Source organism: Pseudogemmobacter bohemicus (genome assembly GCF_003290025.1).
GTDB lineage: Bacteria > Pseudomonadota > Alphaproteobacteria > Rhodobacterales > Rhodobacteraceae > Pseudogemmobacter > Pseudogemmobacter bohemicus.
The window spans coordinates 623,625-649,003 of sequence record NZ_QNHG01000003.1; the positions used below are offsets into that span (position 1 = coordinate 623,625).

Below are 25,379 nucleotides of genomic sequence, written 5' to 3' on the forward strand. Positions count from 1 at the left end.
ACGTTCGCGCCGTGCTTACTTCGAGAGGCTCTGTGCCAGCCGCATCAGGTTCACCGCCTCGATCCGATAGCCGTAAGGATCGCTGCCGCGCGAGGCCAGAGCGAGGTCGATCGCCTCTTGCCAGCCCCAGTCGCCGGTATAGACCGAGCCCTGCAACAGCTGACCGAAACCGGCCATCGCGGCGGCGAAACGGGTCTCATCCGAGGCGGGTTCCGTGCCGGTGATCGGGGTTTCTTTCAGCTTCGAGACGCTTTCCCCCGGCTCTTTCCAGCGCAGCCGCAGGAAGCCCAGCTCGCTGTTGACATCCCCTGCTGCCGCTGCCTCGCCATAGCGCAGCGGGTCGTTTTTCAGCCCGGCCGAGCCTGGTGCTGTGACCTCATAGATCGCCGTGACCTGAAGCCCGGCGCCTATCTCTCCGGCATCGACCTTATCATTGTTGAAATCCTCGCGCGCCAGCGCCCGGGTCTCATAGCCGATCAGCCGGTATTCCGCGACCTGGGCCGGGTTCCACTCGACTTGCACTTTTACATCATCCGCGATGGGGAAAAGCGCCCCGGTCAGCTGGTCAACCAGCACTTTTCGCGCCTCGGACAGGCTGTCGATGTAAGAGGCCGTGCCATTGCCGTTCTGCGCCAGCGCCTGCATCGTGGCATCATCCAGGTTGCCGCGCCCAAACCCCAGCACTGACAGATAAGTGCCGCCGGCGCGTTTCTTCGCGACATAGGCCTCCAGCCCTTCGGGGTCGGAAACACCGACGTTGAAATCGCCATCGGTGGCCAGCAGGATGCGGCTGACCTCACCATCCCCCGCCATTTTCGCGGCCAGCTGATAGGCGAGTTCCAGCCCCTCGGCCCCGGCTGTCGAACCGCCCGCCGACAGCCCGTCCAGCGCGTTCAGGATCTTGTCACGCTCGCCCGCAGGGGTCGGCTCCAGCACGGTGCCGGCGGAACCGGCATAGGCGACGATGGCGACCTGATCCTCGGGGCGCAGCTCGGGCAGCATCAGCGCAAGCGACTGTTTCAACAAGGGCAGCTTGTTCATATCCTGCATCGAGCCGGAGGTATCGACGAGGAAAACGAGGTTCAGGGCCGGGCGGTTGGCGATTTCTGGCAGCGCGCCTTGCAGGCCGATGCTGACCAGACGCGTCTCCGGATTCCATGGCGTCGGCATCACCGAGACCGTGGTGGCGAAGGCCTCGCCTGCCTCGGGCGCGGCATAGCTATAGGGGAAATAATTCACCATCTCCTCGACCCGCACCTGTTCGGGCGCGGGCAGCAGACCTGCATTCAGCGTCGAGCGGATCACCGACCAGGAGGCGGTGTCGATATCGGTCGAGAAGGTCGAGACCGGCTCTTCGGCGGTCACCTTGACCGGATTGGCCGCCGCATTGGCATAGTCTTCGGTCGAAGGGGCGGGGGCGGGAAGATAGGTCATATCCCCGGCGGGCATGATGCCGTTCGAGACCCGCAGACGTGCATCATTCATCGGCAGCGGAGGGGCCTCCGATACAATCACATCACCGGAGATGTCCGCTGCATATTCAGCCTTATCACCGCCGGCGGCTTCTGTCGCCTTCCGCACCGGTGCCTGTGATTCCGGATTTTCTGGCCGGGACGCTGGTCTGACGGATGAATTCAGGCCAGGAACCTCATCGGCAGCAACCTTTGCCGCAGCCTCCGGAGCGGGTTTCGGCGTGGCTGCGGTGCCCATAGCGGTGTTCGCGGGTTCATCCGCCGCACCAGCCGCCGGCGCTGCCGGTTCTGCCGGCGCGGGGTTGGTCGTGACCCATTCGCCGGTCAGGTTCGACTCGCGCATATCCTCCTGCGAGCCCTGGCCGATCCCCGGAATAGTGCCCAAAGGCAGCACAAACGCCAGGCCGACCACCAGCGCCGCCGCCGAAGTCGTCGCCAGCAGCGCCGGCTTTGCGGTAAGAAAGTTCATCATCTGTCGCACTCCGCCAAAGAAGCCCGCCCTCCGGGGCGTATCTGCCCCCGGGCGGTCTTCCTTGTGACGCGACTGATCCGCCGATCCCTGGATCCGGTCGAAATTTTCCATCGCCAATGCCAGCGCGCGGGCGCGGGCTTCGGGGTCAGAGGCGGGGGCGCTTTTCAGAGCGGCGCGCAGATCGTTCAGGTCATCGGTCATTGTCCGACCTCTCTCGCTGCGATCACGCGCAGCCGTTTTTTCACCTCAGACATTCGCCAGCTGATGGTGCCCTCGGTCACGCCCAGCACTTCGCCGGCCTGAGCCTGGGTCAGCTCTTCGCCGAGGACCAGGGCGACGGTATCGCGCAGTTCCGGCGAAAGCTGCGCCATCGCCTGATGCAACCAGGCCTCGGCCTCGCGCCCGGTTTCGATCTCATCCTGGCGCGCCAGTTCCCAGTCGCCCCAGCCCTCTGCTGCCTTTGAGCGGGTGGCCTGGCGGCGGCGCTGATCATGGGCGGCATTGACCACGACACGGTAAAGCCAGGTGGTGAAGCGCGCCTCGGCCCGCCAGTGACGGAGTTTTACCGGCAAAGCGGCACAGATGTCCTGGGCCAGATCCTCGGCATCCGACCGGTTGCCGCTGAGCCGCCAGGCAAGGCCGAAAATCCGGTCATAATGCCGTGCAACCAGGGTTGCAAAGGCCGCGCGGTCACCATCGGCCGCAGCACTGGCAAGGGTCTCGTCGGGCGTATCCATCAGCATGGTGCTAATGAGACGCAGCCCGGCTGGCAATCCCTGGAGGCGGTTGGAATTTTTTGCACCCGCCCGCCTTCCGCCAGGGGTTTGCCGACTTGTGGCTGCGACGCGTTTCCCGCAGGCTCGGCGCGGCGGCGGGCCGGCGGGGGCCTGGCGCCCCGGGTTTCCCCTTTCCCGCCTTGCCCTCCGGAGAGCCCAATGTGCCGCGTCGCCAGTTTCGCACTCGCCCTGATTCTGTACCTCTTTGCGGCGCTGCAATCCGCCTTGCCCGCCCTGGCCGAGGATACAAGGCCCCAGACGGTGCCCCAGACGGTGCCCCAGACGGTGCCCCAGACGGTGCCCCAGATGGTGCCGGTGCCGGACTGGGTTGATTACCTGCCCGAAATCACGACGCTTTCCGGCCTTGGCAGCGGCGAGGATGACGGGCTGCGTCACCTCCTCCGCGATGTGCAATTCGCCTGGCCCGACGGCCAGCGGCAGATCTGGGAACGTCAGGTGATCGAGATCACCACGCCGGAAGGCGCGGTCGAGGCCGGGGTGCAGATTTTCAGCTATTTCACCACCAACGAGGATTTGGCGCTGACCGGGGTTTCGCTCTGGCGCGATGGCGAGGAGCGGCAACTCGCGGGCACGCCGCAGCTGGTGATGGAAAGCTTCAATGCCAGCGAGGATCCGGCGCAGGGGGATCAGCAGCGTTTTGTCCTGCTGAATGTCTTTGAGCTGCGCCCCGGCGATGTGCTGGATTTCTCTGTCCTGCGCCGCTCGGTCTCGGGCCTGCCGGAGCTGGAGCGCGAGGCGGTGGCGCAGCTGGGGTTCGAGGGTCGTGTCACCCTGGCGCGGGCGGTGGTGAACTGGCCCGAGGGCTGGGCGCTTTCCTATCCGCCGCTGCCCGACAGCGTGACGCGGATCAGCGGGCCGCGCCCTGGCGGCGGCACCCGCCATGAATTCCAGTCTTTCGACGCGCCCCCGATGATGCCGGTGGAACTGGTGCCGGCCTGGGTCGATGAATTCACCACGCTGCGGCTGAGCGCCGGGCCGGACTGGGGCCATATCGTGACCGCGCTGGCGCCGCATTACACCGCCGACTGGCCGCTTGGCGCCTGGGAGGCACGGCTGGATGCGCTGCGTCCGGAGGAGGGCGGGGCGCTCTCGACCCGCGAGATCGCGGCGGCACTGCGCATGGTTCAGAGCGAGATCTCGGACAGCGGCGCCCCGTTTGTCGCGGGGCAGGGGATGATGACGCCGCCGGCTCTGGTGGTGGAAAAATCCGCGGGTGCCCCTTCGGAAAAGGCGCTCTTGCTGCGCACCCTGCTGCGCCGGCTGGGCTTTGAGGCCGATGTCGCGCTGTCGGGCTATGATTACGGCCGCGCGCTGGATCGGCTGCCCCCTTCGATGATGTTTCTCGACAAGCCGCTGGTGCGGGTGCAGCTGGAGGGGAGGGTCTGGTGGCTCGACCCGTCTGCGATGCCGCAAGAGGCCCGGCTGGAGGCAGCCAGCCCGCCCGATTTCGGCTTTGCACTGCCGCTGACCGCCGGGACGCTGGTGCCCGAGGCGATGAACACCGATCCCGCCGCGATCTGGGCGACCGATGTGAAGGAAAGCTGGCGCATCACGCCGGCGGGGCTGTTCCTTGATGTGGTCTCGGAACATCGTGGGGAAGCCGCCGATGATCTGCGCTACCGCAACAGCGAATACGGGATCGAAGAGATCTCGTCCGAGCTGCACAGCTATTACCAGATCGTGTTCCCCGGTATGGTGATGATCCGCGAGCCCGATTTCACGGATGAGCCGCTGAACAATGTGGTGATGCTGCATGAGCGCTATTTCCTTTCATCCGCCGCGCTCCGGGAGGGGGGGCTGCTGGTCGGCTTTCCGGTCGCGGCCGAGGATTTCGCCGCCGATCTGCCCCAGGGCGGCGCAGTGCAGCTGAAGGCGGTCCCGCGCAAATTCCCGATGATCGGGCTTTCCCCTGGCCAGTACCGGCATCGCACCGAGGTGACGGGCCGCTTTGGCCTGTTGCAGCCGCCCCAGGCGGTCACGCTGGACAATGCGGCCTTCCGTTACGCGCTGCAGGGCTCGGCGCCGGGGCCGGGCCGGCTGGTGGTGGAATGGGATTTCCTTGCCCGCGCCACCGATATTGCGCTGGCCGATCTGCCGCAGGTGCTCGATGACGCGCAGATCGTCAATGAGACAACCTGGTTCACCTATGATCTCGACTGACGGCAGGCACCGGGCTTTGCGCCGGCTGTAAAGGCAAAACCCCTTCATCCGGCGGGATGAAGGGGCGGGCGGCCGCATATGGTCTTATGGTTTGCGGCGCGCCTGTCGGTCGGGGGGCTATACCGGCCGGAGCGCCTGCCATTTCTGGTCCGCCTGTCAGTGTCGCCCGCCCGGAGGGCCGGGGGCGATCAGAGCCGGTTCAGAACAGCAGCCCGTCATAGACGGCAAAGGCGCCACCGGTGGTCCTCAGATTGCCGCCGGCACCGGTATCGCGCGCCCAGGAAGCCACCGCATTATAGGTGCCATTGCCGAATACACCGTCGATGCCGCCTTGGTAATAACCGGCGCGACGCAGCTGGCGCTGGATCGCCTTGCGTTCGCTGAGACTATAGGTGTTGAACGCCTGGGCGGCCGGGGTCGAATAGACCGAGCTGTAGCTCTTGGTGCTGCGGCGGGTCTCACGATAGACCGGCGCCGGCTCGTAATAGCGCGGCTCTTCATAATAGCGCGGCTGACGCTCTTTGCGGTGCTGGCCGTTCTGGATCAGCTGGTCGATGACGATCGCGGTGGCGACGCCGGCGACGAAACCCTGCTCCTTCTTGCCCCAGGCCAGAGCGGGCATCGAGGACAGAGCGACCGAAGCGGCCGCCAGAGCGGCAACAGCGCCGGTGCGGAATTTACCAGTGCGGATCGTGGTGGAGCGGGATGCGGGCAGCATGGCGGTTCCTTTCCTGGAGTGAGCCAGCGTTCCGGAACAGGATCGGCAGAAGACCGGTTCGGAACGCGATGAGGCAAATCTGGGAGGAAGCGCCATGCCAGGCAAAAACGCCCGGTTGATATCAGATAGCAGGCGTTATTTCAGGGGGTTAGCGGGCAAAGAAAAAGGGGGCGCTCGCGCCCCCTCTGAGCCTTGCGGCTCATTCACCCCCTGAGGATATTTAGAGACAGATGAAATCCGCTTTCTCCTGTCCTTAAATATCCCCGGGGGGAGGCCCGCTTGCGGGCCCGGGGGGCAGGCGGCCCCCCGTCTGCCCCCATCACAGGCTCAGGCAGATATATTTCATTTCCAGATAGTCTTCGGTGCCGTGATGGCTGCCTTCGCGGCCCAGCCCCGATTGTTTGACACCGCCAAACGGTGCCTCGGCGGTCGAGATCAGCCCGGTATTGACACCAACAATGCCATATTCCAGCGCCTCCTGGACCCGGGTGATCCGTCCGATATCGCGCGAGTAGAAGTAAGAGGCGAGGCCGAAAATGGTATCATTCGCCATCGCAACGACCTCTTCCTCGGTTTCAAACCGGAAGAGCGGCGCCAGCGGGCCAAAGGTCTCCTCGGTGGTCACCAGCATATCCGGCTTCACATTGGTGAGAATCGTCGGCTGGAAGAAGGATCCACCCAGCGGATGCCGCTTGCCGCCAAGCGCCACCACGGCGCCTTTGGAGGTGGCATCTGCGATATGCTCCTCGACCTTTTCCACCGCAGCCACATTGACCAGCGGCCCGAACTGCACCGGCTCGGAGAGCCCGTCGCCCACTTTGGTCTTCGCGACGGCCTGGGCGAGTTTCTCGGCAAAGCTGTCATAGACGCCGGCCTGGACATAGATCCGGTTCGCACAAACGCAGGTCTGGCCGTTATTGCGGAACTTCGACAGCATCGCGCCTTCGACCGCCTTGTCGAGATCGGCATCATCGAACACGATGAAGGGCGCATTGCCGCCCAGCTCCATCGAGCATTTCATCACCTGATCTGCCGCCTGGCGCAGCAGGATCCGCCCCACTTCGGTCGAGCCGGTGAAGGTCAGCTTGCGCACGATGGGGTTCTCGCAGAACTCCTTGCCGATATCCGAGGAGCGCTTCGAGGTGATGACCGAGAAGACGTCGCCCGGGATGCCGGCACGTTCGGCCAGAACCGCAATGGCCAGCGCGGAAAGCGGCGTCTCGGCGGCTGGACGGGCGACGAAGGCGCAGCCTACGGCCAGCGCAGGTCCACATTTGCGGGTGATCATCGCGTTCGGGAAGTTCCAGGGCGTGATCGAGGCGACAACGCCGATCGGTTGCTTGATCACCGTGATGCGCTTATCGGGCTGGTGGCCGGGAATGGTCTCGCCGTAAACCCGCTTCGCCTCCTCGGCAAACCATTCGATGAAGGAAGCGCCGTAAGCGATTTCGCCCTTGGCCTCGGCCAGGGGTTTGCCCATTTCGGCGGTGAGGATGGTGCCCAGGTCGTCCTGGTTCGCCATCATCAGATCGAACCATTTCCTGAGGATCTGGCTGCGCTCTTTTCCGGTGCGCGCGGCCCAGGCCTTCTGACCCTTTTCGGCTGCTGCAATGGCGCGGGCGGTCTCGGCGCGGCCCAGATTGGGGACGCGGGCAATAACATCGCCGCGCGCCGGATTGATCACCTCGAAACTCGAGCCATCATCGGCGTCGATCCAGGCACCGGCGACCCAGGCCTTTTCGACCAGAAGCGAGGGGTCTTTCAGAAGCGAGCGCAGATTGGTGACGGAATCAAGCATGGGAACCTCCGCAGATGGGTTTTCCCTGAGGTGGCATCCGTAAGGCCACTTGTCCAGTTATATGCTTGTGACCAGTCCAGTTGCCGCATGAATCGAGACAGGGCTGGCGGCATCTTCCCAGGCTGCCGGGCCGCTCCGCGGGGAGTATTTCAGTCAGGGGAAATGCCGTCTTCCTCTTGACCCAAATACTCCCGCCGGAGGCATCCGGCACGGGCCAGAGGCGGTGGGATCAGCTGTTCGCATGCATCCGTTCGATATAGGCGCGCATTTCTTCGGCCTCCTGGCGGGCCTCGCGCAGGCCTTCCATCGCGGCGCGCAACTCCGCTTCGGTCTGGCTGATCTGGTTGCCCAGCTCGGCCTCACGGCTTTCGAGCCAGACGATGGCCTGATCGCGCATTTCTTCGGTTTCATGCAGCGACTGCGCCAGCCGTTCGAGCTCGCTCAGATCATCGCCGGCATTGCGCGAGAAACGGTGCAGCAGCCAGTGGCAGAACCAGCCAAGCCCGAAGGCGAGCAGCAGGATGACCGATGTGGCGATTATGAATTCTGTCCGGTTCATTCAGATCTTCTTTCCTCGTCCTGCCGGCGCCGCCCTTACGGCGCAAACGGCAATTGTCATTCTTCCGGTGGCCATTCTTCCGGTTGGTCAGTCGGCACTGGCCGGGCGGGTTCTGGGGCGGATGGTCTGGTCTTCAGGGGCAAGCGAGGGGCCGTCATAGGGGTAGAGGATCGTGGCCGCCCCATCGGAAGGCGGCGGGGCTGCGGTTCCTGCGGCAGGGGCTGGTGTTGCCGGTGCCGTTTCGGCCGCGATGGGCTCTTCGCCCTGACCATCAGCCTCATCGGGGTCGATTGAGCCCAGAACGACGTCATCCATCTCATCGCCGGGCTCAGAGCCACTGTCCAGAGGCGCGGCGGCGGAGCCCGGCGCGGCTTCTGTCGTGGGCTCTGCGCTGGCGCTTTGCGGAGTGGCGACCGGGCTGGCCTCTGCGGCGGTCCCGGCCGGCGGCGTGGGTGTCACCTCGCCGGTCAGCCGGAACTCGATGCGCCGGTTGGCCTCGCGGCCGGCCTCTGTCGCATTATCGGCGATGGGGGTGCTTTCACCATAACCCACCGCCGTCATATTCGAGATATCCACGCGGCGCCCCTGCAGCGCCATCATCACCGCCTCGGCCCGGGCCTGGCTCAGCGCCGCATTGCCGCTTTCCGACCCCTGGGAATCGGTATGGCCCGCGATCTCCATCGCAAGTGCCGGGCAGCGTTTCAGCACTTCGGCGATCTCGTTCAGCACCGGTCCGGCCTCGGAGGCGATCTCGGCCGATCCGGGCGTGAAGGCGATTTTCGCCTTCACCATGATCGCCGCCACATCCGCCGCGCATTCCGCAGGAGTGGGCAGCGCCGCCAGCGGGTCGCGCTTTTTGTCATAGGTGACCTCGACGCGGAAATTCTGCCCCTGGCCCAGTTTCGACGACAGGATCCGGGTGATGCCGGCGCGCGCATCCTGGCTGCCGGTCACGCCGCGCAGCTCGACCGTATCGGCGCGCACGACCAGAGTGCCCTCGCTCAGCATGGACAGCGATTCGAGCCCGGCCAGCACCCGGGTCGGCCAGCCATCGGGCAGGTTCGGGTCCAGAAGCGTCGCCACATAGACATTGGCCGCACCGAAAGAGGCCCGCGCATAGGCATCGACCGCCGCTTGCTGCACCTCATCGACAAGGCGCCCGCGCAGCTCGGCCCGGCCGCCGGCCTGGAGGCGGGCGGTGAATTCCTCGGGGCCGCGGATCAGGGTCTCGGTCGCGGGCGGCACCGGTTGCAGCGAAAACACATCCGGCAGAGCGGCGCGCAGATCGCCAAGCGCATTGTCGAATCCGGCCTGGGTGACGCCTTCGCCGGCCTCAAAGGTGATATCGGCATCCGAGAAGGTCACGCTGCCCTGGCCCATGGCGCCAAGGGTGCGGATCGCCAGCGCCGCCGCTTCGGACCAGCGCGGGGTGGGTGTGCCAAGGCCCACGGTGCAGATCGCCGGCCCCTCCATTCCGGCGGCGCCGGCGGCGGCGAGGATCAGACTGCGGGCGCGTTCGGTATCGGCCGAGCAGGCATCGAACCGCGCGCCGCTGCCATCGATCACAAAGCGCAGGGTGAAGGGGGTGATCACCGGGCGCGGCGCCGAAATCGCGGCATCCAGCCGGACCGAGGCCGGCTTGCGCTTGCTCAGTTCGGCCTCGAAACGCCGCTTCTCGGCCGGGCTGTCGGCAATGGCGGTCACCCGCACCTCACCCGCCGAGACCGAGATTTTCGAGCGTTTCAGCAAGGACAGCGCATCCAGCCCAAAGCGCAGCGAGGCATCCCAGCTCTCGGGCGCCGGCCAGTTGGCGGTTTGCAGCATATTGGCGGGCGGGCTGTCTTCGGCGGTAAAGCCATTGGCCGCCGCCACAAGGCCATCGGCATCCAGCGCGCCCTCTTCGATAATCGCGGGGATCAGGCCGATCAGCTGAATCCCGTCATCGTTTCTCAGCATCTCGACCGAGAAGCGCGGCGCCTCGATGGCGGTGGTCGGCGCGACCTCAAGCCCGTCGCGGATCCGCGAGGCATCGACGAGGCTCCCCACCAGGTTCAGCGCCCGGAACCGCGCTGCCTCATTGGGTGCGGTGCCGGTCAGCGCGACCTGCATCCCGTCGGTCGCGACGCTGACCCAGTCCATCCGCGATTCAGTCAGACCCTCTCCCAGCACGGTCTCAGTGCGGTTCTCGATCACCAGCACCGTGCAAAAGGCGATGCCGATCATCAAAAGCCCGGCAAGTGCGAAGGCAAGGGCACCGAGGACGGCGCGGGGCAGGGTGAGCAGGCGTTTCGGCAAAGGAGGACCCGGGAATTGCGGAACGGTGCGATTCCGCAGCCGGGAAACCGGGGCTTCGGGATCGTTCCTCTACCTAGGCCCTCAGGCGGCAGGGATCAATCAGAGGAAGGCGGCTGCGGCAAGAAACAGCACAGGGATCAGCCCGGCATCGCGGTTCGCCAGAAAGAGCCGCAGGCAGGTGGCGGGATCATCGGCATCCAGGTGCCGCAGCTGCCAGAAGAGATGCAGCCCAAAGGCCCAGATGCCGCAAAGCGCCATGAGAAGCGGCCAGAGCCCGCGGCTGCCGGGGATGGCAAGGATCACGGCACCGGCGAACAGAAGCACCGAAATCGCAAGGAAACCGGCCAGCCACTGACCGGTGCGGCCGGCAAACAGCCGCGCGGTGGATTTCACCCCGATCAGCGCGTCGTCTTCCTTGTCCTGATGGGCATAGATGGTGTCGTAGAACAGGGTCCAGGCGATGCCCGACAGCCATAAAAGCACCGCTGCGACCGGCACGGTGCCGGAATGCGCGGCCCAGAGAAGCAGCGCCCCCCAGTTGAAGGCAAGGCCCAGAAACACCTGCGGCCACCAGGTGAAGCGTTTCGCAAATGGGTAGATCACCACCAGCGCCAGCGAGGCGATGCCCAGCGTGATCGCCAGCCGGTTATAGGTCAAAAGGATCAGCGCCGCGATCAGCGTCTGCACCGCCATCCAGATCACCGCGCCCTTCACCGTCACCTGGCCCGACGGCAGCGGGCGCGATCTCGTCCGCGCGACCGAGGCGTCGAAATCGCGGTCGGTGATGTCATTCCAGGTGCAGCCGGCGCCGCGCATCAGGAAGGCTCCGACCCCTGACGAGGCCACCAGCCACAGATCCCACCAGCCAAAGCCCGCCCCGTCATTGGCGGCCAGCGCCAGCGCCCAGAGGCAGGGGATCCATAAAAGCCAGGTCCCGATCGGGCGGTCGGCCCGGGAAAGCCGCAGAAAGGGCCGCGCCCGGGGCGGCGCCAGCCGGTCAACCCAGTTGCCCCGCGGCGCATCGGCCACCTGGCCCGCACTGACCATGCGCGCGGTGGCCTCCAGCTGATCGGCAAGCCGTGCCGCCTCGACCGGCGAGAGGGTCTTCTCCCCCTCCGGCGCGTCGCTTCCCTCTGGCGTTCTCTCTGTGGGCGCCATAGTTTCGCCTCCATGGCAGGGCCGAAAGTCAGACTTCATGTAGATCAGCCCCTGGGCGGGGGGCAAGCCGTCGCCGTGACCGAGGGCGCCGCGAATTACCTTTTTGCCGTGATGCGGCTGGGGCCGGGCGCCGAAGTGCACCTCTTCAACGGTCGGGACGGCGAATGGCTGGCCCGGGTGGCCGAGGCGGGTAAGCGCCGTGGTGTGCTGGTCTGCGAGACACAGACGCGCGACCAGGATTTCCCGCCTGACCTGTGGCTTTTGTTCACCCCGGTCAAAAAGGAACGCACCAGTTTCATCGTAGAAAAAGCGGTGGAGCTGGGGGTGGCGCAGCTTTTGCCGGTCTCGACCCGGCGGATGAATGCCGAACGGCTCAGGCTCGACAAGCAAGAGGCCCATGCGGTCGAAGCTGCCGAGCAATGCGGCGCGACCTCTGTGCCCGGGATCCAGGAGGTGCAGCCGCTGGACCGCCTGCTCTCCGCCTGGGATCCGGCCCGCCGGCTTTACTGGGCCGATGAGGGGCGGGCGGGGGCGGACAGCCGCTGGCCTGGCGCGCCTGGCGAACCGGCGGCGATCCTGATCGGGCCAGAGGGCGGCTTCACGCCCGAGGAACGCGCCTGGCTCGACAGCCTCTCTTTTGTTACGCCGGTAGCGCTTGGCCCGCGCATCCTGCGGGCGGAAACCGCCGCGCTGGCGGCGGTGGCTTTGTGGCAAAAGCAATTCGGGGATTGGGCATGATCCGCCCCGAGGTGGTCGCCGGTTTCCGCCGCTGGCAGGGCGTGACCGAAGGGCTGGCGCTGGTTCTTTTCGGTGGCTGGATTTTTTCCGGCGGCACGCTTGTGTGGCAATTGCCGGGCCTTGCGGTGATCGCGCTTGGCCTTGGATGGGCGGTCAATGGCTGGCGCCGGATGCGCTTTCAGGCCGATCCTTCGGCGCCCGGTCTGATTGAGGTCGATGAGGGCCGCATCCGATTCCTCCATCCGGTGATGGGGGGCGAGATCAGCCTCAATGACCTTTCCGAGCTGAAACTGGTCACCCTGCGCGGGCGCCGGCTGTGGCAGATGCGCGACCTTTCCGGCGCGCGGCTGATCGTGCCGCTCGATTCGGCAGGGGCCGGCGATCTGGTCGATGCCTTTGCCAGCCTGCCCGGGCTCAGCGCCTCGGATCTGGTCGCGGCGCTGGATGCGCGCGAGGCGCCACCGGGCAGCACTCTGCCCGCCACCGGCCATAGCGAGCACCTGGTCTGGACGCGGCCGGGCAGCGGCATCAGGCCGGTCTGACGCACCGCCGTCACGGGTTCTGTGCATCCGGTGGGCTTGACAATATCCCTCGCGGCAGGACAGGTCATGTCGCCTGAGACCTGATGACAGCGAAGCCGGAGCCAGCCCCATGTCGATACCCCAGTCCGGAGGCGGCCCGATCGAGAGCTTTGACCAGCTCGCGGCTTTGCTGGAAAGCGGTTGCAAGCCGAAAACCGACTGGCGCATCGGCACCGAGCACGAGAAATTCGGCTGGCTGACCGATACCAGAGCGCCGCTGCCCTATGCCGGCCCGCGCTCGATTTCCGCGATTTTCGCAGGGCTTGAAGCCCGTTTCGGCTGGGAAGCGGTGGTCGAGGGCGAGAATGTGATTGGCCTGACCCGCAATGGCGCCAATATCAGCCTTGAGCCGGGCGGCCAGTTTGAACTCTCCGGCGCGCCGGTGCTGACCATCCAGGAGACCGCGGCCGAGCTGGATAATCACCTGGCCGAAGTGGCTGCGGTGACCGGGGGCATGGGCGTGCGCTTCATGGGAATCGGGGCGGCGCCGGAATGGACGCATGACCAGATGCCGGTGATGCCGAAAGGCCGCTACCGGCTGATGACCGATTACATGGGCCGCGTCGGCACCCATGGCACGCAGATGATGTATCGCACCTCGACGGTGCAGGTGAACCTCGACTACGCGTCGGAATCCGACATGGTCAAAAAGCTGCGCGTGGCGCTGGCTTTGCAGCCGGTGGCGACGGCATTGTTCGCCTCTTCGCCCTTCTTCGACGGCAAGCTGAACGGGCATAAGTCCTGGCGCTCGCGCATCTGGCGCGGGCTGGATGACAGCCGCACCGGCATGCTGCCTTTCGTCTTTGACGAAGGCATGGGCTTCCAGGCCTATGTCGACTGGGTGCTCGATGTGCCGATGTATTTCGTCTATCGCGACGGCAAATACATCAACGCGCTTGGCCAGTCGTTCCGCGATTTCCTTGCGGGCAAACTGCCGGCGCTGCCGGGAGAAAAGCCGACACTCTCCGACTGGGCCGACCATCTGACCACCGTGTTCCCCGAGGCGCGGGTCAAGAAATATATCGAGATGCGCGGCGCCGATTGCGGTGACCGGGCGCATCTGATCGCGCTGCCGGCCTTCTGGACCGGCCTGACCTATGACGAGACCGCGCTTGATGCCGCCTGGGAGCTGGTCAGGAATATCGACGCAGAGACGCGCGAGGGGCTGAGGGTCCAGGCCTCGGTCGCGGCGCTGCAGGGCGAGGCGAATGGGGTGAAGCTTGCCGATCTGGCGCGTGCGGCGCTGTCGCTGTCGCAGGCCGGTCTGGCGTCGCGCGGATATGGCGAAGAGGCCTACCTCGCGCCGCTGGTCACCAGCCTGAAAGCGGGCCGGGTGCAGGCCGACCGCTGGCTGGAGCTTTATCATGGCGACTGGGCCGGCAGCCTCGCGCCGGTCTATGAGGCGGCAAGCTACTGAGCCGCCCGCCGGCCCGGTTTTCTGGCCGGGTTTGCAGCGGCGGGCAGGTCAAGCCAGAGCCCGTCCTGTCGGCAGCCGCCCCGGACCAGCCGGCCCGGGCCTGCCATCAGCGGGAAATCGGCGATACGGTCGCGAAAGCGGTCATTGCTGACGATCACCGCATTGCTTTTGCTGGCAAAGCGCAGCAGGAACGGGTCGGCCTGTTCGCCCTTGGGCACGACAAGAACCCGGCTGCCGGTCAGACCAAGCTGCTTGCGGAACTCATCGGCGTTCATATAGCGATCCGCCAGCAGGTAACCTGCATTGGCATCAAACACCACGCCGCTTTCATAGCCCAGCCGGTCCAGCAGCCGCAGCACCCCGATCACGGTGTCGATCTGCGGCTTGCCATCCTTCCAATGCATCACATTGGAGCCATCCAGCACCGCAAGCGGCCTTTGCCGCTGCCTTAGCCGCCTGACCCCGGCAATGGCCAGCAAGAGCCAGGACAGCAGCACCAGGACGGCAATCGCCGCAAGGGCAAGCTCAGCCATTGCGGATCAGGCCTTCTTTTCCCCGATCTTCGGCTCTGTCCCTGCCTTGATCCGCGCCAGATTGGCGCTGTGGCGGATATAGATCAGCACCGTCAGGGTCACGACAAGGATCAGCATCCGCCCGGCACCCGGCGCGGCCATCCAGCCCGGCACATCCTGCACGCCGGTCAGCAACACCCAAACAGGTGTCAGCGCCGCCGCGATCAGCGCCGCCGCCGAGGACATCCGGGTCACGAACGCGCCGACAAGCCAGCTCAGGCAGGCCGCAACCCCGACAGGCCAGGCCAGAGCCAGCAGGATGCCAAGAAAGGTCGCGACGCCTTTGCCCCCCCTGAACCCGCTCCAGACCGGGAAGAGATGGCCCAGAAAGGCCGCCAGCGCCGCGATCTGGGCAGCGTCTTCCGCCCCGGCCCACCACCGCGCCAGCAAGACCGCCACCGCACCCTTGCCACCATCCAGCAACAGGGTCGCAATCGCCGCGCCCTTATTGCCCGTCCTCAGCACATTGGTCGCACCAATATTCCCCGAGCCGATCCGGCGCAGGTCACCCAGACCCATCGCCCTGGTGATCAGGACGCCAAAAGGCACCGATCCCAGCAAATAGGCCAGCACGGCCACCAGGATCAGCGTCTCGCGCGCGGTTACGAAATCCGGCATCTTCCTCTCCCCTTCAAGCGGCTATTCGGCCGCCCGGAACACTTCGCGCCCGCCGACCCAGCTGGCCAGCACGCGCCCCTCCATCCGCGCCCCGTCAAAGGGCGTATTCTTCGATTTCGAATGCAGCGTAAAGCGGTTCATCAGGAAAGGCGCATCCGGATCGAACAGCACCAGATCGGCCGGGGCGCCAGGCGAGAGCCGCCCCTGCGGCAGCCCCAGCCGGTTCGCGGGGTTCAGCGCCATGGCGCGGAAGATCTGCGGCAGGCTCAGATGGCCGGCATGGTAAAGCCGCATCGCAGCCGGCAGCAGGGTTTCCAGCCCCACCGCGCCCGGCGCCGCCTCTTCAAAGGGCAGCCGTTTCGATTCCTCATCCGCCGGCGTGTGGAAGGACGCGATCACGTCGATCAGCCCATCTGCAAGCGCCGCGATGATCGCCTGGCGGTCTTCTTCCGAGCGCAAGGGCGGCGTCAGTTTGAAGAAGGTGCGGTAATCACCAAGATCCAGCTCGTTCAGCGTCAGATGGTGGATCGAGGTGCCGGCGGTGACATCCAGCCCCGCCGCTTTCGCCCGCGCCAGCGCCGGCAGGGAATGCGCGGTGGTGATCTGATCGGCGTGATAGCGGGCGCGGGTCATCTCGACCAGCGCGAGATCCCTCTCCAGCCCCATGCGTTCCGCGATCGGAGAAACCGCCGGAATGCCGCGGAAACTGGCGAATTTTCCGCTCGTCGCGGCGCCGCCTTTCGACATCACCGGCTCTTGCGGATGACCCATCACCAGCGCGCCAAGCGAGCGGGCATAGGTCAGCGCGCGCGACAGCGCGCGGGTATCGGTCGAGACATGGAACGCATCGGTAAAGGCCAGCGCGCCGGCATCCAGCAGGAAGCCGATCTCGGTCATCTCATGGCCCTCGCGCCCCTTGGTCAGCGCGGCCATATGGCGGATGCGGACGGGGGCGGCCTCGGCTGCGCGGCGGGTGACGAATTCCAGCACCTCGGGCGTGTCGATCGCCGGAGCCGTATCGGGCCGCGCGATCACCGTGGTGACGCCCCCTGCCGCCGCCGCAAGGCCCGCCGAGCGGAAGCTTTCGCGATGCCGCTCGCCCGGCTCGCCGATCTTGACGCCCCAGTCGACGATCCCCGGCGCAAGGCATTTGCCGCCGCAATCAAGGGTGACAGCGCCTTTCGGCAGCTTCCTGGCGGGTTCGGCGATGATGCCATCCACCACGGTCAGGCTGCCAACGCTGTCCGTCAGCGTTTCGGGGTCGATCAGGCGGGCATTGGTGTAATGAAGGATGGTCATCGGTGATCCGTCTCGGGCCGTGATCTGGCCTGCGTTATTTTGGCCTGAATATCGAGGATCAGCTGCAGCACATGCTCTGCATCCGCGATACGCTCAAACCCGGTGCGGGTGTAAGTCTTGTCGCCGTCGCTGTCCACCGTGACAAGCATCGCCAGATGCAGCGAGACCGGTTCGCGGGCGGGATTGCCGGTCATCTCGATCATCGTCTGCGACAGGATCGGCCAGGAGGTCAGTTTCGGCGTGGCAAAGCGCGGTGGGGGGGCGGTCAGCCGCATCAGCGCGCGCCGGTCGGTGAGGGCGTAGAATGCGCGTTCCAGATCACGCTCGCGCCGGAGCCAGCCGCCCCAGAGGAGCCATCTGGCGGCAAGGAGGCTCAGCGCTGCCACAAGGCCACAAAACACCATGACCAGACCCAGCAGCGGTGCCTGCGGCGCCATTGCCGGATCATTGAGCATGGTGACGGCAAAGAGGATCCACAATGCGGCAAAGAGCGCCACCATCCCACCCAGAACCGACATGCCGAAATCGCTGCGGCTGTAGCGCCGGCCTGGCTCGGGCCGCCCGGTCCAGAGCAGCCGCTCGCCGGGGGCAAGGTCCTGGCTCCAGTCCGGGGGCGGGATCGGGGCGGGTTCAGACATCGGGGCGGGTCTCTTGCGGGGGGGGCAGGGCTGGGGTTCAGGATTCGGGCAGGGCGGCAATGGCCGCGCGCATCATCGCGGCGATATGGGGCGCGTCGGGGATCTGTTCGAACCCGATGCGGCGCCAGCGGATATTGCGGGGCGCGAGGCCCAGGGGGGCAAACCGCCGCGCCGGCTTGTCGCCGGCAATGGCTTCGGTGCGGAACCAGACCGAGCCGTGCAGGGTGCCAGATCCGCCGCCGGCCCCGGCCTCCTCAAGGGTGATCTGCTGGCCGGCGACCAAAGCAAAAGACCGGGTGCCGGTAAAGGGCGTGTGGATGATGGCAAAGTGTCGGCTCAGCGCATAGCTGCGAAACCGCAGCCGCGTCCAGGGACCAAAGACCGGCCAGAACGTATGGTAAAGCCCGCCCGCCACAAGGGCCGCGCCCGACAGCGCCACAAGCGCCCCGCCGAGACCCGGGAACCGGCGCCCCCTTACGGTTTGCATACCCTCGATCCCGGTGGTCCAGGCCCAGGGCGCAATCGCGACCCCGATCACGACAAGCACGAGGCCGATTGCAACCCGGGACAGGCTGGTCCGTCGCCATTGCAGGGCGACACGCGGCCTGCCGCTCCAGATCAGCCCGTCGCCTGCGCCCGGCCTCATGGCGCGGCCCTGCCAGGGCCTGCCACCGCGTCCAGCATCAGCCGATAGACGCGCCGCGCCTCGGGGATCTCTTCGAACCCGATCCTGTCGCTGACAATCCCCATGATGTAAGCCGTGCCGATAAGGCTGTTCTTTGACAGGTTCTGCATGGTCCAGCCCCGGGTCGCGAACCAGACCGAGCCGGGCAGACCTTCCTCCAGCGCCGGATAAAGGCGTGAGTTCAGCGGGAAACGCTCCAGCCGGCGGCGGCCGAGGATCTCGGTTGCGATAAAGGCATTGCGGTCGGTCAGGGTGTAAAAGCTGCCCCTCAGCCGCAGCCAGCGCCCCAGCGGCGCGCCAAAACACATGGCGAGGCCGGTGGCCGCCAAAGGCAGGCCGAAGAGGATGAAGATGATATTGACCGGAAAGGGCGGCCCGCTTTTGACGCCCGAGACAAGGACGATCCAGAACAGCGCGAAAACCGTATAGGGGATCGCGAAGAGCAGCCGGAAATGGATCAGCGAGGACCAGTCGAACCGCGCCCCGGGGCGGCCTTGCCAAAGGATCACCTCGCCCGGGTCGAGAATGTCCTCCCAGCCTGGCGGCGGCGCCCCGGTCATGGGTCAGCCTCCGACCCAGACGAAGATCACGGTCAGCGCCACCAGCACCAGCAGGACGGCGGTGGCGACCATGCCGCCCTGGCGCATCTCGGCTTTGGTCGGTTTGCGGTTGGGATCGGGTGTGGTCACGGACAGGCTCCTTCTGGCAGGGCGGCGCAGAGCGCCTCGCGGTCACGGCGGGGCAGGAAGAGGAGCGCGCCACCTGTCCAGCCGTCATCGGGGCTGCGAACCGTAAGCCGCGCCCGGCCCGGGCGATGGATCCGCAGCCCGTCAACCGGGATGCTGCGCCGGCGGCGCAGCCCCGGCAGCCGGGTCTCCAGGGGCAGCGCCGTTCTGGTCAGCCGGTCTTCCGCGCGGATGGCGCCAAAGGGGATGATCACCAGCAGGAACAGCGCCCCGATGCCCATGACCAGGCCAATGGTGATCACGGCAAAGAGCATGGCATTGGCGGCGATTCCCGCTGGCAACTCACCCGCAGCGATCCTGCGGACGAGTTGCGGCACCATCACGAACGATGCCGGGAGGAAGATAAGGCCGGGAAACAGCGCCGCAGGCCTGATCAGCCATGGCGACTGGCGGCTGCGCCAGATCACCGCATCTGTCGTGTCGCCGCTGCCCGAAGCGCCGGTGGCGGCAGGAAAGGGCAGATCTGCCCCCCGCGCCCCTGTCGTGGACGGGCCTGTCGCGGTCGCCCTTGTGATTGTCCCTGTGGTCGCCCCTGTGGTTGCCCCTGTGGTTGCGAGGAGAGCGGTCTCCACCTTATACATAGCTTTCCGCGATGCGCCGGCCGCGCTCGGCGCGCAGGTTTCGTGCCAGCAGATCCATACAGGCCATCCGCACCGCGACGCCCATCTCCACCTGGTCCTGGATCACCGATCGGTTGATGTCATCGGCGATCTCGCCGTCGATCTCGACGCCCCGGTTCATCGGCCCGGGATGCATCACAATGGCGTCGGGTTTCGCGAAAGCCAGCTTCTCGGCATCCAGCCCGTAGCGGTGGTAATATTCCCGCATCGAAGGGATGAAACCGCCATCCATGCGTTCCTTCTGGAGGCGCAGCATCATCACCACATCGGCGCCTTTCAGCCCCTCGCGCATGTCATCCACGACGGTGGCGCCGAGTTCCGCAAAGCCCGAAGGCATCAGGGTCGGCGGCCCGATCAGACGCAGATTATTGCCCATCTTGCCGAGGAGGATCAGGTTTGACCGCGCCACCCGGCTATGCGCGACATCGCCGCAGATCGCGATGGTCAGACGGTCGATCCGCCCCTTTGCCCGCCGGATCGTCAATGCGTCCAGCAGCGCCTGGGTCGGGTGCTCGTGCCGCCCGTCGCCTGCATTCAGCACCGCGCAATTCACCTTTGACGCCAAAAGGTTCACCGCGCCCGAGGCCCCGTGCCGCACCACCAGGAGATCGGGATGCATCGCGTTCAGCGTCATCGCGGTGTCGATCAGCGTCTCGCCCTTTTTCACCGACGAGGTCGCCATATTCATATTCATCACATCGGCGCCAAGACGCTTGCCGGCGATCTCGAAACTCGACTGGGTGCGGGTCGAATTCTCGAAGAACATGTTGATCTGCGTCATCCCCGCCAGGGTATCCGACTGTTTGACCGTGCGGCGGTTCAGATCGACATAGCGGTCGGCGAGATCGAGGATTGTGGTGATCTCCATGGGCGAGAGCGGCTCGATCCCCAGAAGATGGCGGGCATGGAAAGCCATGATGTGATCCCTGTCATTTTGCCCTTTGCTTATGGCAAACCGGGGGAAAAGGGGCAAGCGCTGGCAGGACAGGGGCGGGCGCCGGCTTGTGGCGCGGCATTACAGGCACTACCCTCGGCGCCATGGGAATCGAGACCGGCATCACGGCAGAAACACCGGCGGAGGGGGAAGACCTCGCCGCCCTGATCGTGGCCGACTGGCATGCGGCTTATGCGGCGCTGGACTGGCAGCTTGATTGCGGCATCGACGAGGTGATCGGCGAGGTTCCGGTCAACCGCTATGAGGTGGTGGTCGAAAAGCCTGCCCGCCCGCAACCCGCCGCCTCCAGCCCGCAAGCGCCTGCACAGCCGCGCGCGCCATGGCCGGATGTCCAGGAGCAGCCCGCAGTTCCCGGGATCGACCCGGTCGCCGTGGCCCGCGCCACGGCTGCCGGGGCTGCAACGCTTGAAGCCCTGGCCGATGCGATCCGCAGCTTTGATCTGTGCGATCTGAAACGCGGCGCGCGCAATACCGTCTTTGCCGATGGCAATCCGAAGGCGCGGCTCCTGATCCTTGGCGAGGCGCCGGGGCGCGACGAGGATATCGAGGGCCGCCCCTTCGTGGGCGAGGCGGGCCGCCTTTTGGACCAGATGTTTGCCGCCATCGGCCTGTCGAGGCAAAGCCCCGATCCGGCGGCGGCCTTCTATATCACCAATGTCATGCCCTGGCGCCCCGAAGGGAACCGCGATCCGACCCCGGCGGAAATCGCGATGATGCGCCCCTTTGTCGAGCGCCATATCGCGCTGGCCGACCCGGATGTGATCGTCGTCATGGGCAATACGCCGCTGGTCGCTCTGACCGGCAATCGCGGCATCCTGCGCGCGCGCGGCAACTGGACGACTGCGCTGGAAAAGCCGCTCTTGCCGATGACGCATCCGGCCTATCTTTTGCGCACTCCCGGGGCCAAACGTGAGGCCTGGGCCGATCTGCTCGCGCTCAGGGCCTTTCTCGACAAGGAATAATCCATGCGCCTCGCCGTGATCCTTATGCTGCTGCCGCTGCCTGTCTTCGCGCAGGACTGGATAGATTACGGCCTGTTGATGCGCGAGAATGCCGACAGGGTCGAGACCATGACCGATGCGAATGGCATGACGGTGCAGAGCCTCAATCTCGGGGACGGGGTGTTGGTGCAATGCTCGGACGGGAATTGCTACGGCACCGATGCGGGGGGCGCGCTTGGCTGCACCTTTGCGATCATGGCCGATATGACGGCGCTGAATGCGACCTGCCCGGGCAATCTGGATGCCGGGGAGGAGGCTCGGCTTAAGGCCGCTTTCGACCGGATGGGCCGTTTCATCGAGGAAAATGCGGTGCCGCCGCGCCCGGCAGGCTATGCGCAGGGGCTGCTGGAAAAGGCGATGGCGGACCAGGCGGGTGAAGACGAGGCCGCGCGGCAAAAGACCTGTGAGCGGCTGAAACCGGGCGGCGATCTGGCGGAGATGCTCGGCTATCTGTCGGGCGAAGACTTTCCGGGCGAAATGAACCGTGTGCTGGCCACGCCGCGCCTGCCCGTGATGAATCCCTGCCTGTGAAGCCTTCCGTGATCCACGCCTTGCAACCCCCAGGTGCCGCCGATGTTTCCAATTGATGCCGTCACATTGCTGGCCTTTCTTCCCGCCGCTCTGGCGCTGAACCTGACGCCGGGGGCGGATATGATGTTCGTGCTGGCCCAGGGGCTGAAAGGCGGGGCAAAATCCGGGATGGCGGCCAATCTCGGCATCGCCCTGGGCTGTTTCGTGCATGTTCTGGTGGCGGGGCTGGGCCTTGCGGCGCTGTTGAAAGCGCATCCGATGGCGTTTGAGGTGATCCGCTGGGGCGGTGTTGCCTATCTTCTGTGGCTTGCGGTGAAGTCCTGGAATGCCGGCCGGCCCGAGATCGCCCCGGTCACCCGCGCGCCGGTTCTGCGGGTGTTTCGCGAGGCGCTGGTGGTGAACCTTCTGAACCCGAAAGTGGCGCTGTTCATCCTCGCCTTCCTGCCGCAATTCGTAAGCGCTGCGCGCCCGGTGCTGCCGCAATTCCTGGCGCTCGGGCTGATCATCTGCGCAGGGGGCCTTGTGATCAATGGCGCGGTCGGGGTGTTTGCCGGGCGCCTCGGGCGGGCGCTTACCGGGTCTGACCGGCTGGCCAGGGGGATGAACCGCGCGACCGGCGGCATCTTTGCAGCCCTCGCTTTGCGCCTTGCCGTGATGGAGCGTGCCGCATGACCGACCGGGAATTCATCCCGACCCGCATCGCGGTGCTGACGGTTTCCGACACCCGCAGCCTCGCCGAGGACCGCTCGGGCGATACCCTGGTGGCGCGTCTGACAGGCGCCGGGCATCTCCTGGCCGCCCGTGCCATCGTGACCGATGACCGGGACGGCATCGCCGCGCAGCTCAGGGCCTGGATCGCCGATCCGGGCGTCGATGTGGTGATCTCGACCGGCGGCACCGGTCTGACGGGCCGGGATGTGACGGTCGAGGCGCATCACGACGTCTATGAGAAGGAAATAACCGCCTTTTCCACCGTCTTCACCATCGTCTCGATGCAGAAGATCGGCACCTCTGCCGTGCAAAGCCGCGCCTGTGCAGGCGTTGCGGGCGGGACATATCTTTTCGCGCTGCCAGGCTCGACCGGCGCCTGCAAGGATGCCTGGGACGAGATTCTTGTCAAACAGCTCGACTACCGGCACGGGCCCTGCAATTTCGTGGAAATATTCCCAAGGCTTGAGGAGCACAAGCGACGGAAGTGAGGCCGATATGTCTGTCTCCGGGTCGCGCCATTGCCCGGAAACGGCCTCAGAATAGCCGCGCCATGGCGCTACACCCCCCGGCATGAGACGCCGTTTCCCCCGCTCGCTCCTGTTCTTTCTGCCATCGCTGTTCGCAGCGGTGAACGGCACATCCTTACCCTATTACGCCCTGCACCTGCCGGTGCCACCCTTGCTGGCGGTCTTCCTCGCCTGGTTGCTCGCGGTCGCGATCTTCGCCTGTCTCTGGCTGGGGATGATCGGCATCATGGTCGAGGTTGCGGGCGGCAAGATCCATGCACTCTGGCTGACGCCGGTGATTGCGGTTTTCTCGGGCTATTACCTTCTGTACGCGGTGGAAAACCTTCGCTATGCGCAGGAATTGCGCGAGCGAGCAGTGGCAAATGCCGGGCTGCGGGTGGAATTCGACCCAACCCGCCAGGCGCTGGTTTTGCCGCTGTTCCCGGCGGGCTCACTGCTGTTGGATTACGGAGTGCCGGTAACATATACCTTCAATCCGTTGGATCCTTCCTCGCCGACAAGGGCGGGGCGCTTTATCGACGGCACCCTCTGCGATGAATTGCTGGAACGACTGCCGAACGGCTGGATACCGGGGATCGATTTCGGCGGCGCTTATCACCCGGGGCGACAGGAGATTTGCCTGCTGACCATGCCCGAAGTTCCGGATCTGCCGGCGATCCGGATACAGGCACCGCCAGAGGGATCGCCGGGGCGCGGGGCCAGTCTTGCTGACCGGGGTTATCTGATCGAGCCGCCCGGGGGAGCCGCGCCGGTGATGTTGCGCGATCCGGCGCCGGGCTGGCTGCCCCTGCCCTGGTGGCCGGATCTTGGCGCGTTTTGCGGCCGGCTGCTGGGGCGCAAGGCGATGACCATTGGCTGCATGCGGCTTGATACCCGCATGGAATGGGCCACGGCGCCGAATTCGCTCGAGGCGCTGGCAAGGGTGCTTGGGCTCGAGAAAGTCGGGCCAGAGGGGCGGATTATGGCAGATCCGGACCTCGTCCGCCGGAAATTCGATGCGGCGCTGGCGGGGCTGGTGGCGGAACAGATCAGGCTGGCCGATCTCTGGATTGCGGGCCGCCAGCAGGATCACGGGCTTGACCATCGGCAGATGCCCCGGCCGCTTGCGGAGCATCTGGCGCTGGATCCTGCTGCGTTAAGCGGTCGGGCAGAGCAGATCATGGCAGCCCTGGAAGACGAAGCTGCCACCGCCGCGCCCGACCAGTCACGGGTCGCCAACCTGTACATCTTGCTTTCAGCGCTGGATGAGGCCGAAGTGATGCCGCTCCTGCCGCGCCTTAAGCAGCTGGAAACCCTGTACTCCTGGCAATCCGGCGATGAGCTGCTCCGCCGGCTCCGGGCCTTCGAAGCGCGCCGGAGTGAACCGGCGCGCGATTGATCGGCTTTACCCCTCGCGTTTCAGCGCCTGGGCCATGCAATGGATGCCACCGCCGGTTTTCGAGATTTCCGCCGTATCGACCACGGCCACGTCGAATCCGCGCGCTTTCAGCTGGCCGATCAGGGTTTGCGAGGCTTTCGGCGCGATGATGCGGTCGCCGCCCAGAGACATGAAATTGCACCCGAGTGCCATCGTGTCCTGGAAGGGCACGTCGATGATCTCATGGCCCTTCGCCTTCAGCCAGTCGACGATGGCGGGCTCGGTGCAGGCGAGGCAGACGGCGGTGAGTTTCTCGGCGATCGGCACCACCATCAGGTCGATATGGACGTAATACTCGTCGATAAAGGCGAGGCGGACCTCCCAGCCTTCGGCCGCGAACCAGGACGCCACCTGGCGCGCGCCGTCCTCATTGGTGCGGGCCCCGCCGCACCCCACGAGCAAAACGCCTTCCTCGATCACATTGAAATCGCCGCCCTCGAAAGTGCCGGCGGTCACCATGTCATAGATCGGGATGCCGAGGCTCTCGTAATGGCGGATCGCGGCATAGTTTTCGCCGCGGCGCCAGGGCTGGCTCATCGCGGTGATCACTGCGCCGTAAGGGGTCATCACCGAGCTGTCGCGGGTATAGACCTGCATCGGCAGTTCTGCCTCGGGCGGCACGGTATGGACAGTGACGCCGAAGCCCTCATAGGCCGCTTTCAGTTCCTTATGCTGCGCCTGAGCTTCCTGGATGTTGCACGGGTTCTCGCGCAGGTGTTTCCTCGACAGGGACGAGGTCGCCATATGGCGCAGGTAAGCCGGGTCGCCCAGCAGCACATCGGTCAGCCGGTCGGTTTCATTTCGGAACCCCCAATGCGCCAGCGGGCTGGTGCCGCCGCCCTGTTTGCGGCGCTGGAGGGAAAAGGGTTCAGGCCTGGTCTGCACGTTCATTTC

Annotated in this window: 26 protein-coding genes; 9 read left to right on the forward strand and 17 right to left on the reverse strand. The window is 65.8% G+C overall.

The features are described 5' to 3' along the window. Window positions 1-15 precede the first annotated feature (15 nt). Complete coding sequence (locus tag DRF71_RS17885) at window positions 16-2,145, reverse strand: vWA domain-containing protein (protein WP_112311882.1); 2,130 nt, start codon at window positions 2,143-2,145, stop codon at window positions 16-18. Further along, the gene (locus tag DRF71_RS17890; RefSeq protein WP_112312146.1) at window positions 2,142-2,681 is read right to left on the reverse strand and encodes an RNA polymerase sigma factor; all 540 of its coding nucleotides are present in this window, start codon (window positions 2,679-2,681) and stop codon (window positions 2,142-2,144) included. The genes DRF71_RS17885 and DRF71_RS17890 overlap by 4 nt, the downstream gene beginning before the upstream one ends. Before the next feature lie 198 nt (window positions 2,682-2,879). Between DRF71_RS17890 and DRF71_RS17895 the strand changes: the two genes are divergently transcribed. Then, a complete protein-coding gene (locus tag DRF71_RS17895) occupies window positions 2,880-4,901 on the forward strand; it encodes a DUF3857 domain-containing protein (protein ID WP_112311883.1) in 2,022 nt (673 codons plus the stop codon). 199 nt (window positions 4,902-5,100) lie between these two features. On the opposite strand, the gene DRF71_RS17900 is transcribed toward DRF71_RS17895, so the two are convergent. The 5 genes from DRF71_RS17900 to ubiA all read right to left on the reverse strand — a co-directional run bounded on the left by DRF71_RS17900 (window position 5,101) and on the right by ubiA (window position 11,318). Then, window positions 5,101-5,619, reverse strand: coding sequence for a peptidoglycan-binding domain-containing protein (locus DRF71_RS17900; RefSeq protein ID WP_157971148.1), 519 nt, complete (start codon window positions 5,617-5,619; stop codon window positions 5,101-5,103). A 319-nt stretch (window positions 5,620-5,938) separates the two neighbouring features. Beyond that, entirely contained in the window at window positions 5,939-7,417 is a 1,479-nt protein-coding gene (locus DRF71_RS17905) for an NAD-dependent succinate-semialdehyde dehydrogenase (RefSeq protein ID WP_112311885.1), read from the reverse strand. Window positions 7,418-7,646: 229 nt separating this feature from the next. After that, window positions 7,647-7,976 carry a hypothetical protein gene (locus DRF71_RS17910; protein ID WP_112311886.1) on the reverse strand — a complete coding sequence of 110 codons (330 nt, stop codon included), beginning with the start codon at window positions 7,974-7,976 and terminating at the stop codon, window positions 7,647-7,649. Window positions 7,977-8,063: 87 nt separating this feature from the next. Then, entirely contained in the window at window positions 8,064-10,271 is a 2,208-nt protein-coding gene (locus DRF71_RS17915) for an OmpA family protein (RefSeq protein WP_112311887.1), read from the reverse strand. 99 nt (window positions 10,272-10,370) lie between these two features. Continuing rightward, a complete protein-coding gene (gene ubiA / locus DRF71_RS17920; protein ID WP_232831590.1) occupies window positions 10,371-11,318 on the reverse strand; it encodes a 4-hydroxybenzoate octaprenyltransferase in 948 nt (315 codons plus the stop codon). A gap of 123 nt (window positions 11,319-11,441) precedes the next feature. On the opposite strand from ubiA, the gene DRF71_RS17925 reads away from it, so the two are divergent. The 3 genes from DRF71_RS17925 to DRF71_RS17935 all read left to right on the forward strand — a co-directional run bounded on the left by DRF71_RS17925 (window position 11,442) and on the right by DRF71_RS17935 (window position 14,165). Then, entirely contained in the window at window positions 11,442-12,167 is a 726-nt protein-coding gene (locus tag DRF71_RS17925; RefSeq protein WP_112311889.1) for a 16S rRNA (uracil(1498)-N(3))-methyltransferase, read from the forward strand. Further along, window positions 12,164-12,709: a hypothetical protein gene (locus DRF71_RS17930; RefSeq protein WP_112311890.1), complete on the forward strand. Its 546-nt coding sequence runs from the start codon at window positions 12,164-12,166 to the stop codon at window positions 12,707-12,709. Before DRF71_RS17925 ends, DRF71_RS17930 begins: the two co-directional genes overlap by 4 nt. Before the next feature lie 109 nt (window positions 12,710-12,818). After that, window positions 12,819-14,165, forward strand: a complete 1,347-nt coding sequence (locus DRF71_RS17935) for a glutamate--cysteine ligase (protein WP_112311891.1) — start codon at window positions 12,819-12,821, stop codon at window positions 14,163-14,165. Here DRF71_RS17935 and DRF71_RS17940 read toward each other — a convergent pair. The 9 genes from DRF71_RS17940 to DRF71_RS17975 are packed head-to-tail and all read right to left on the reverse strand — an operon-like array spanning window position 14,159 to window position 20,259. After that, a complete protein-coding gene (locus tag DRF71_RS17940) occupies window positions 14,159-14,698 on the reverse strand; it encodes an NYN domain-containing protein (protein ID WP_112311892.1) in 540 nt (179 codons plus the stop codon). The genes DRF71_RS17935 and DRF71_RS17940 overlap by 7 nt on opposite strands. A gap of 6 nt (window positions 14,699-14,704) precedes the next feature. Then, on the reverse strand, window positions 14,705-15,355 hold the full coding sequence (gene plsY / locus DRF71_RS17945; protein WP_112311893.1) for a glycerol-3-phosphate 1-O-acyltransferase PlsY: 651 nt from the start codon (window positions 15,353-15,355) through the stop codon (window positions 14,705-14,707). A gap of 21 nt (window positions 15,356-15,376) precedes the next feature. Continuing rightward, window positions 15,377-16,654, reverse strand: a complete 1,278-nt coding sequence (gene pyrC / locus DRF71_RS17950) for a dihydroorotase (protein ID WP_112311894.1) — start codon at window positions 16,652-16,654, stop codon at window positions 15,377-15,379. Beyond that, on the reverse strand, window positions 16,651-17,292 hold the full coding sequence (locus DRF71_RS17955) for a hypothetical protein (protein WP_112311895.1): 642 nt from the start codon (window positions 17,290-17,292) through the stop codon (window positions 16,651-16,653). Before DRF71_RS17955 ends, pyrC begins: the two co-directional genes overlap by 4 nt. Before the next feature lie 37 nt (window positions 17,293-17,329). Continuing rightward, a complete protein-coding gene (locus DRF71_RS17960; RefSeq protein WP_112311896.1) occupies window positions 17,330-17,938 on the reverse strand; it encodes a hypothetical protein in 609 nt (202 codons plus the stop codon). After that, the gene (locus DRF71_RS17965; RefSeq protein WP_112311897.1) at window positions 17,935-18,537 is read right to left on the reverse strand and encodes a hypothetical protein; all 603 of its coding nucleotides are present in this window, start codon (window positions 18,535-18,537) and stop codon (window positions 17,935-17,937) included. The genes DRF71_RS17960 and DRF71_RS17965 overlap by 4 nt, the downstream gene beginning before the upstream one ends. A 3-nt stretch (window positions 18,538-18,540) precedes the next feature. After that, window positions 18,541-18,666 (reverse strand): hypothetical protein, encoded by a 126-nt coding sequence (locus DRF71_RS29065; protein WP_269814380.1) that lies wholly within the window; start codon window positions 18,664-18,666, stop codon window positions 18,541-18,543. Beyond that, on the reverse strand, window positions 18,663-19,304 hold the full coding sequence (locus tag DRF71_RS17970; RefSeq protein ID WP_112311898.1) for a hypothetical protein: 642 nt from the start codon (window positions 19,302-19,304) through the stop codon (window positions 18,663-18,665). Before DRF71_RS17970 ends, DRF71_RS29065 begins: the two co-directional genes overlap by 4 nt. After that, window positions 19,297-20,259: an aspartate carbamoyltransferase catalytic subunit gene (locus tag DRF71_RS17975; protein ID WP_112311899.1), complete on the reverse strand. Its 963-nt coding sequence runs from the start codon at window positions 20,257-20,259 to the stop codon at window positions 19,297-19,299. Before DRF71_RS17975 ends, DRF71_RS17970 begins: the two co-directional genes overlap by 8 nt. A 122-nt stretch (window positions 20,260-20,381) precedes the next feature. Here DRF71_RS17975 and DRF71_RS17980 point away from each other — a divergent pair, with 122 nt between their 5' ends. The 5 genes from DRF71_RS17980 to DRF71_RS18000 all read left to right on the forward strand — a co-directional run bounded on the left by DRF71_RS17980 (window position 20,382) and on the right by DRF71_RS18000 (window position 24,446). Continuing rightward, window positions 20,382-21,260 carry a uracil-DNA glycosylase gene (locus DRF71_RS17980; protein WP_408634549.1) on the forward strand — a complete coding sequence of 293 codons (879 nt, stop codon included), beginning with the start codon at window positions 20,382-20,384 and terminating at the stop codon, window positions 21,258-21,260. A 3-nt stretch (window positions 21,261-21,263) separates the two neighbouring features. Further along, window positions 21,264-21,830, forward strand: coding sequence for a hypothetical protein (locus tag DRF71_RS17985; RefSeq protein ID WP_112311900.1), 567 nt, complete (start codon window positions 21,264-21,266; stop codon window positions 21,828-21,830). A 42-nt stretch (window positions 21,831-21,872) separates the two neighbouring features. Beyond that, window positions 21,873-22,502, forward strand: coding sequence for a LysE family translocator (locus DRF71_RS17990; RefSeq protein WP_112311901.1), 630 nt, complete (start codon window positions 21,873-21,875; stop codon window positions 22,500-22,502). Further along, window positions 22,499-23,029, forward strand: coding sequence for a molybdenum cofactor biosynthesis protein B (gene moaB / locus DRF71_RS17995; protein ID WP_112311902.1), 531 nt, complete (start codon window positions 22,499-22,501; stop codon window positions 23,027-23,029). The genes DRF71_RS17990 and moaB overlap by 4 nt, the downstream gene beginning before the upstream one ends. A gap of 82 nt (window positions 23,030-23,111) precedes the next feature. Then, window positions 23,112-24,446 carry a hypothetical protein gene (locus tag DRF71_RS18000; RefSeq protein WP_112311903.1) on the forward strand — a complete coding sequence of 445 codons (1,335 nt, stop codon included), beginning with the start codon at window positions 23,112-23,114 and terminating at the stop codon, window positions 24,444-24,446. A gap of 6 nt (window positions 24,447-24,452) precedes the next feature. On the opposite strand, the gene DRF71_RS18005 is transcribed toward DRF71_RS18000, so the two are convergent. Further along, complete coding sequence (locus DRF71_RS18005) at window positions 24,453-25,376, reverse strand: dimethylarginine dimethylaminohydrolase family protein (RefSeq protein WP_112311904.1); 924 nt, start codon at window positions 25,374-25,376, stop codon at window positions 24,453-24,455. Between the last annotated feature and the right edge of the window lie 3 nt (window positions 25,377-25,379).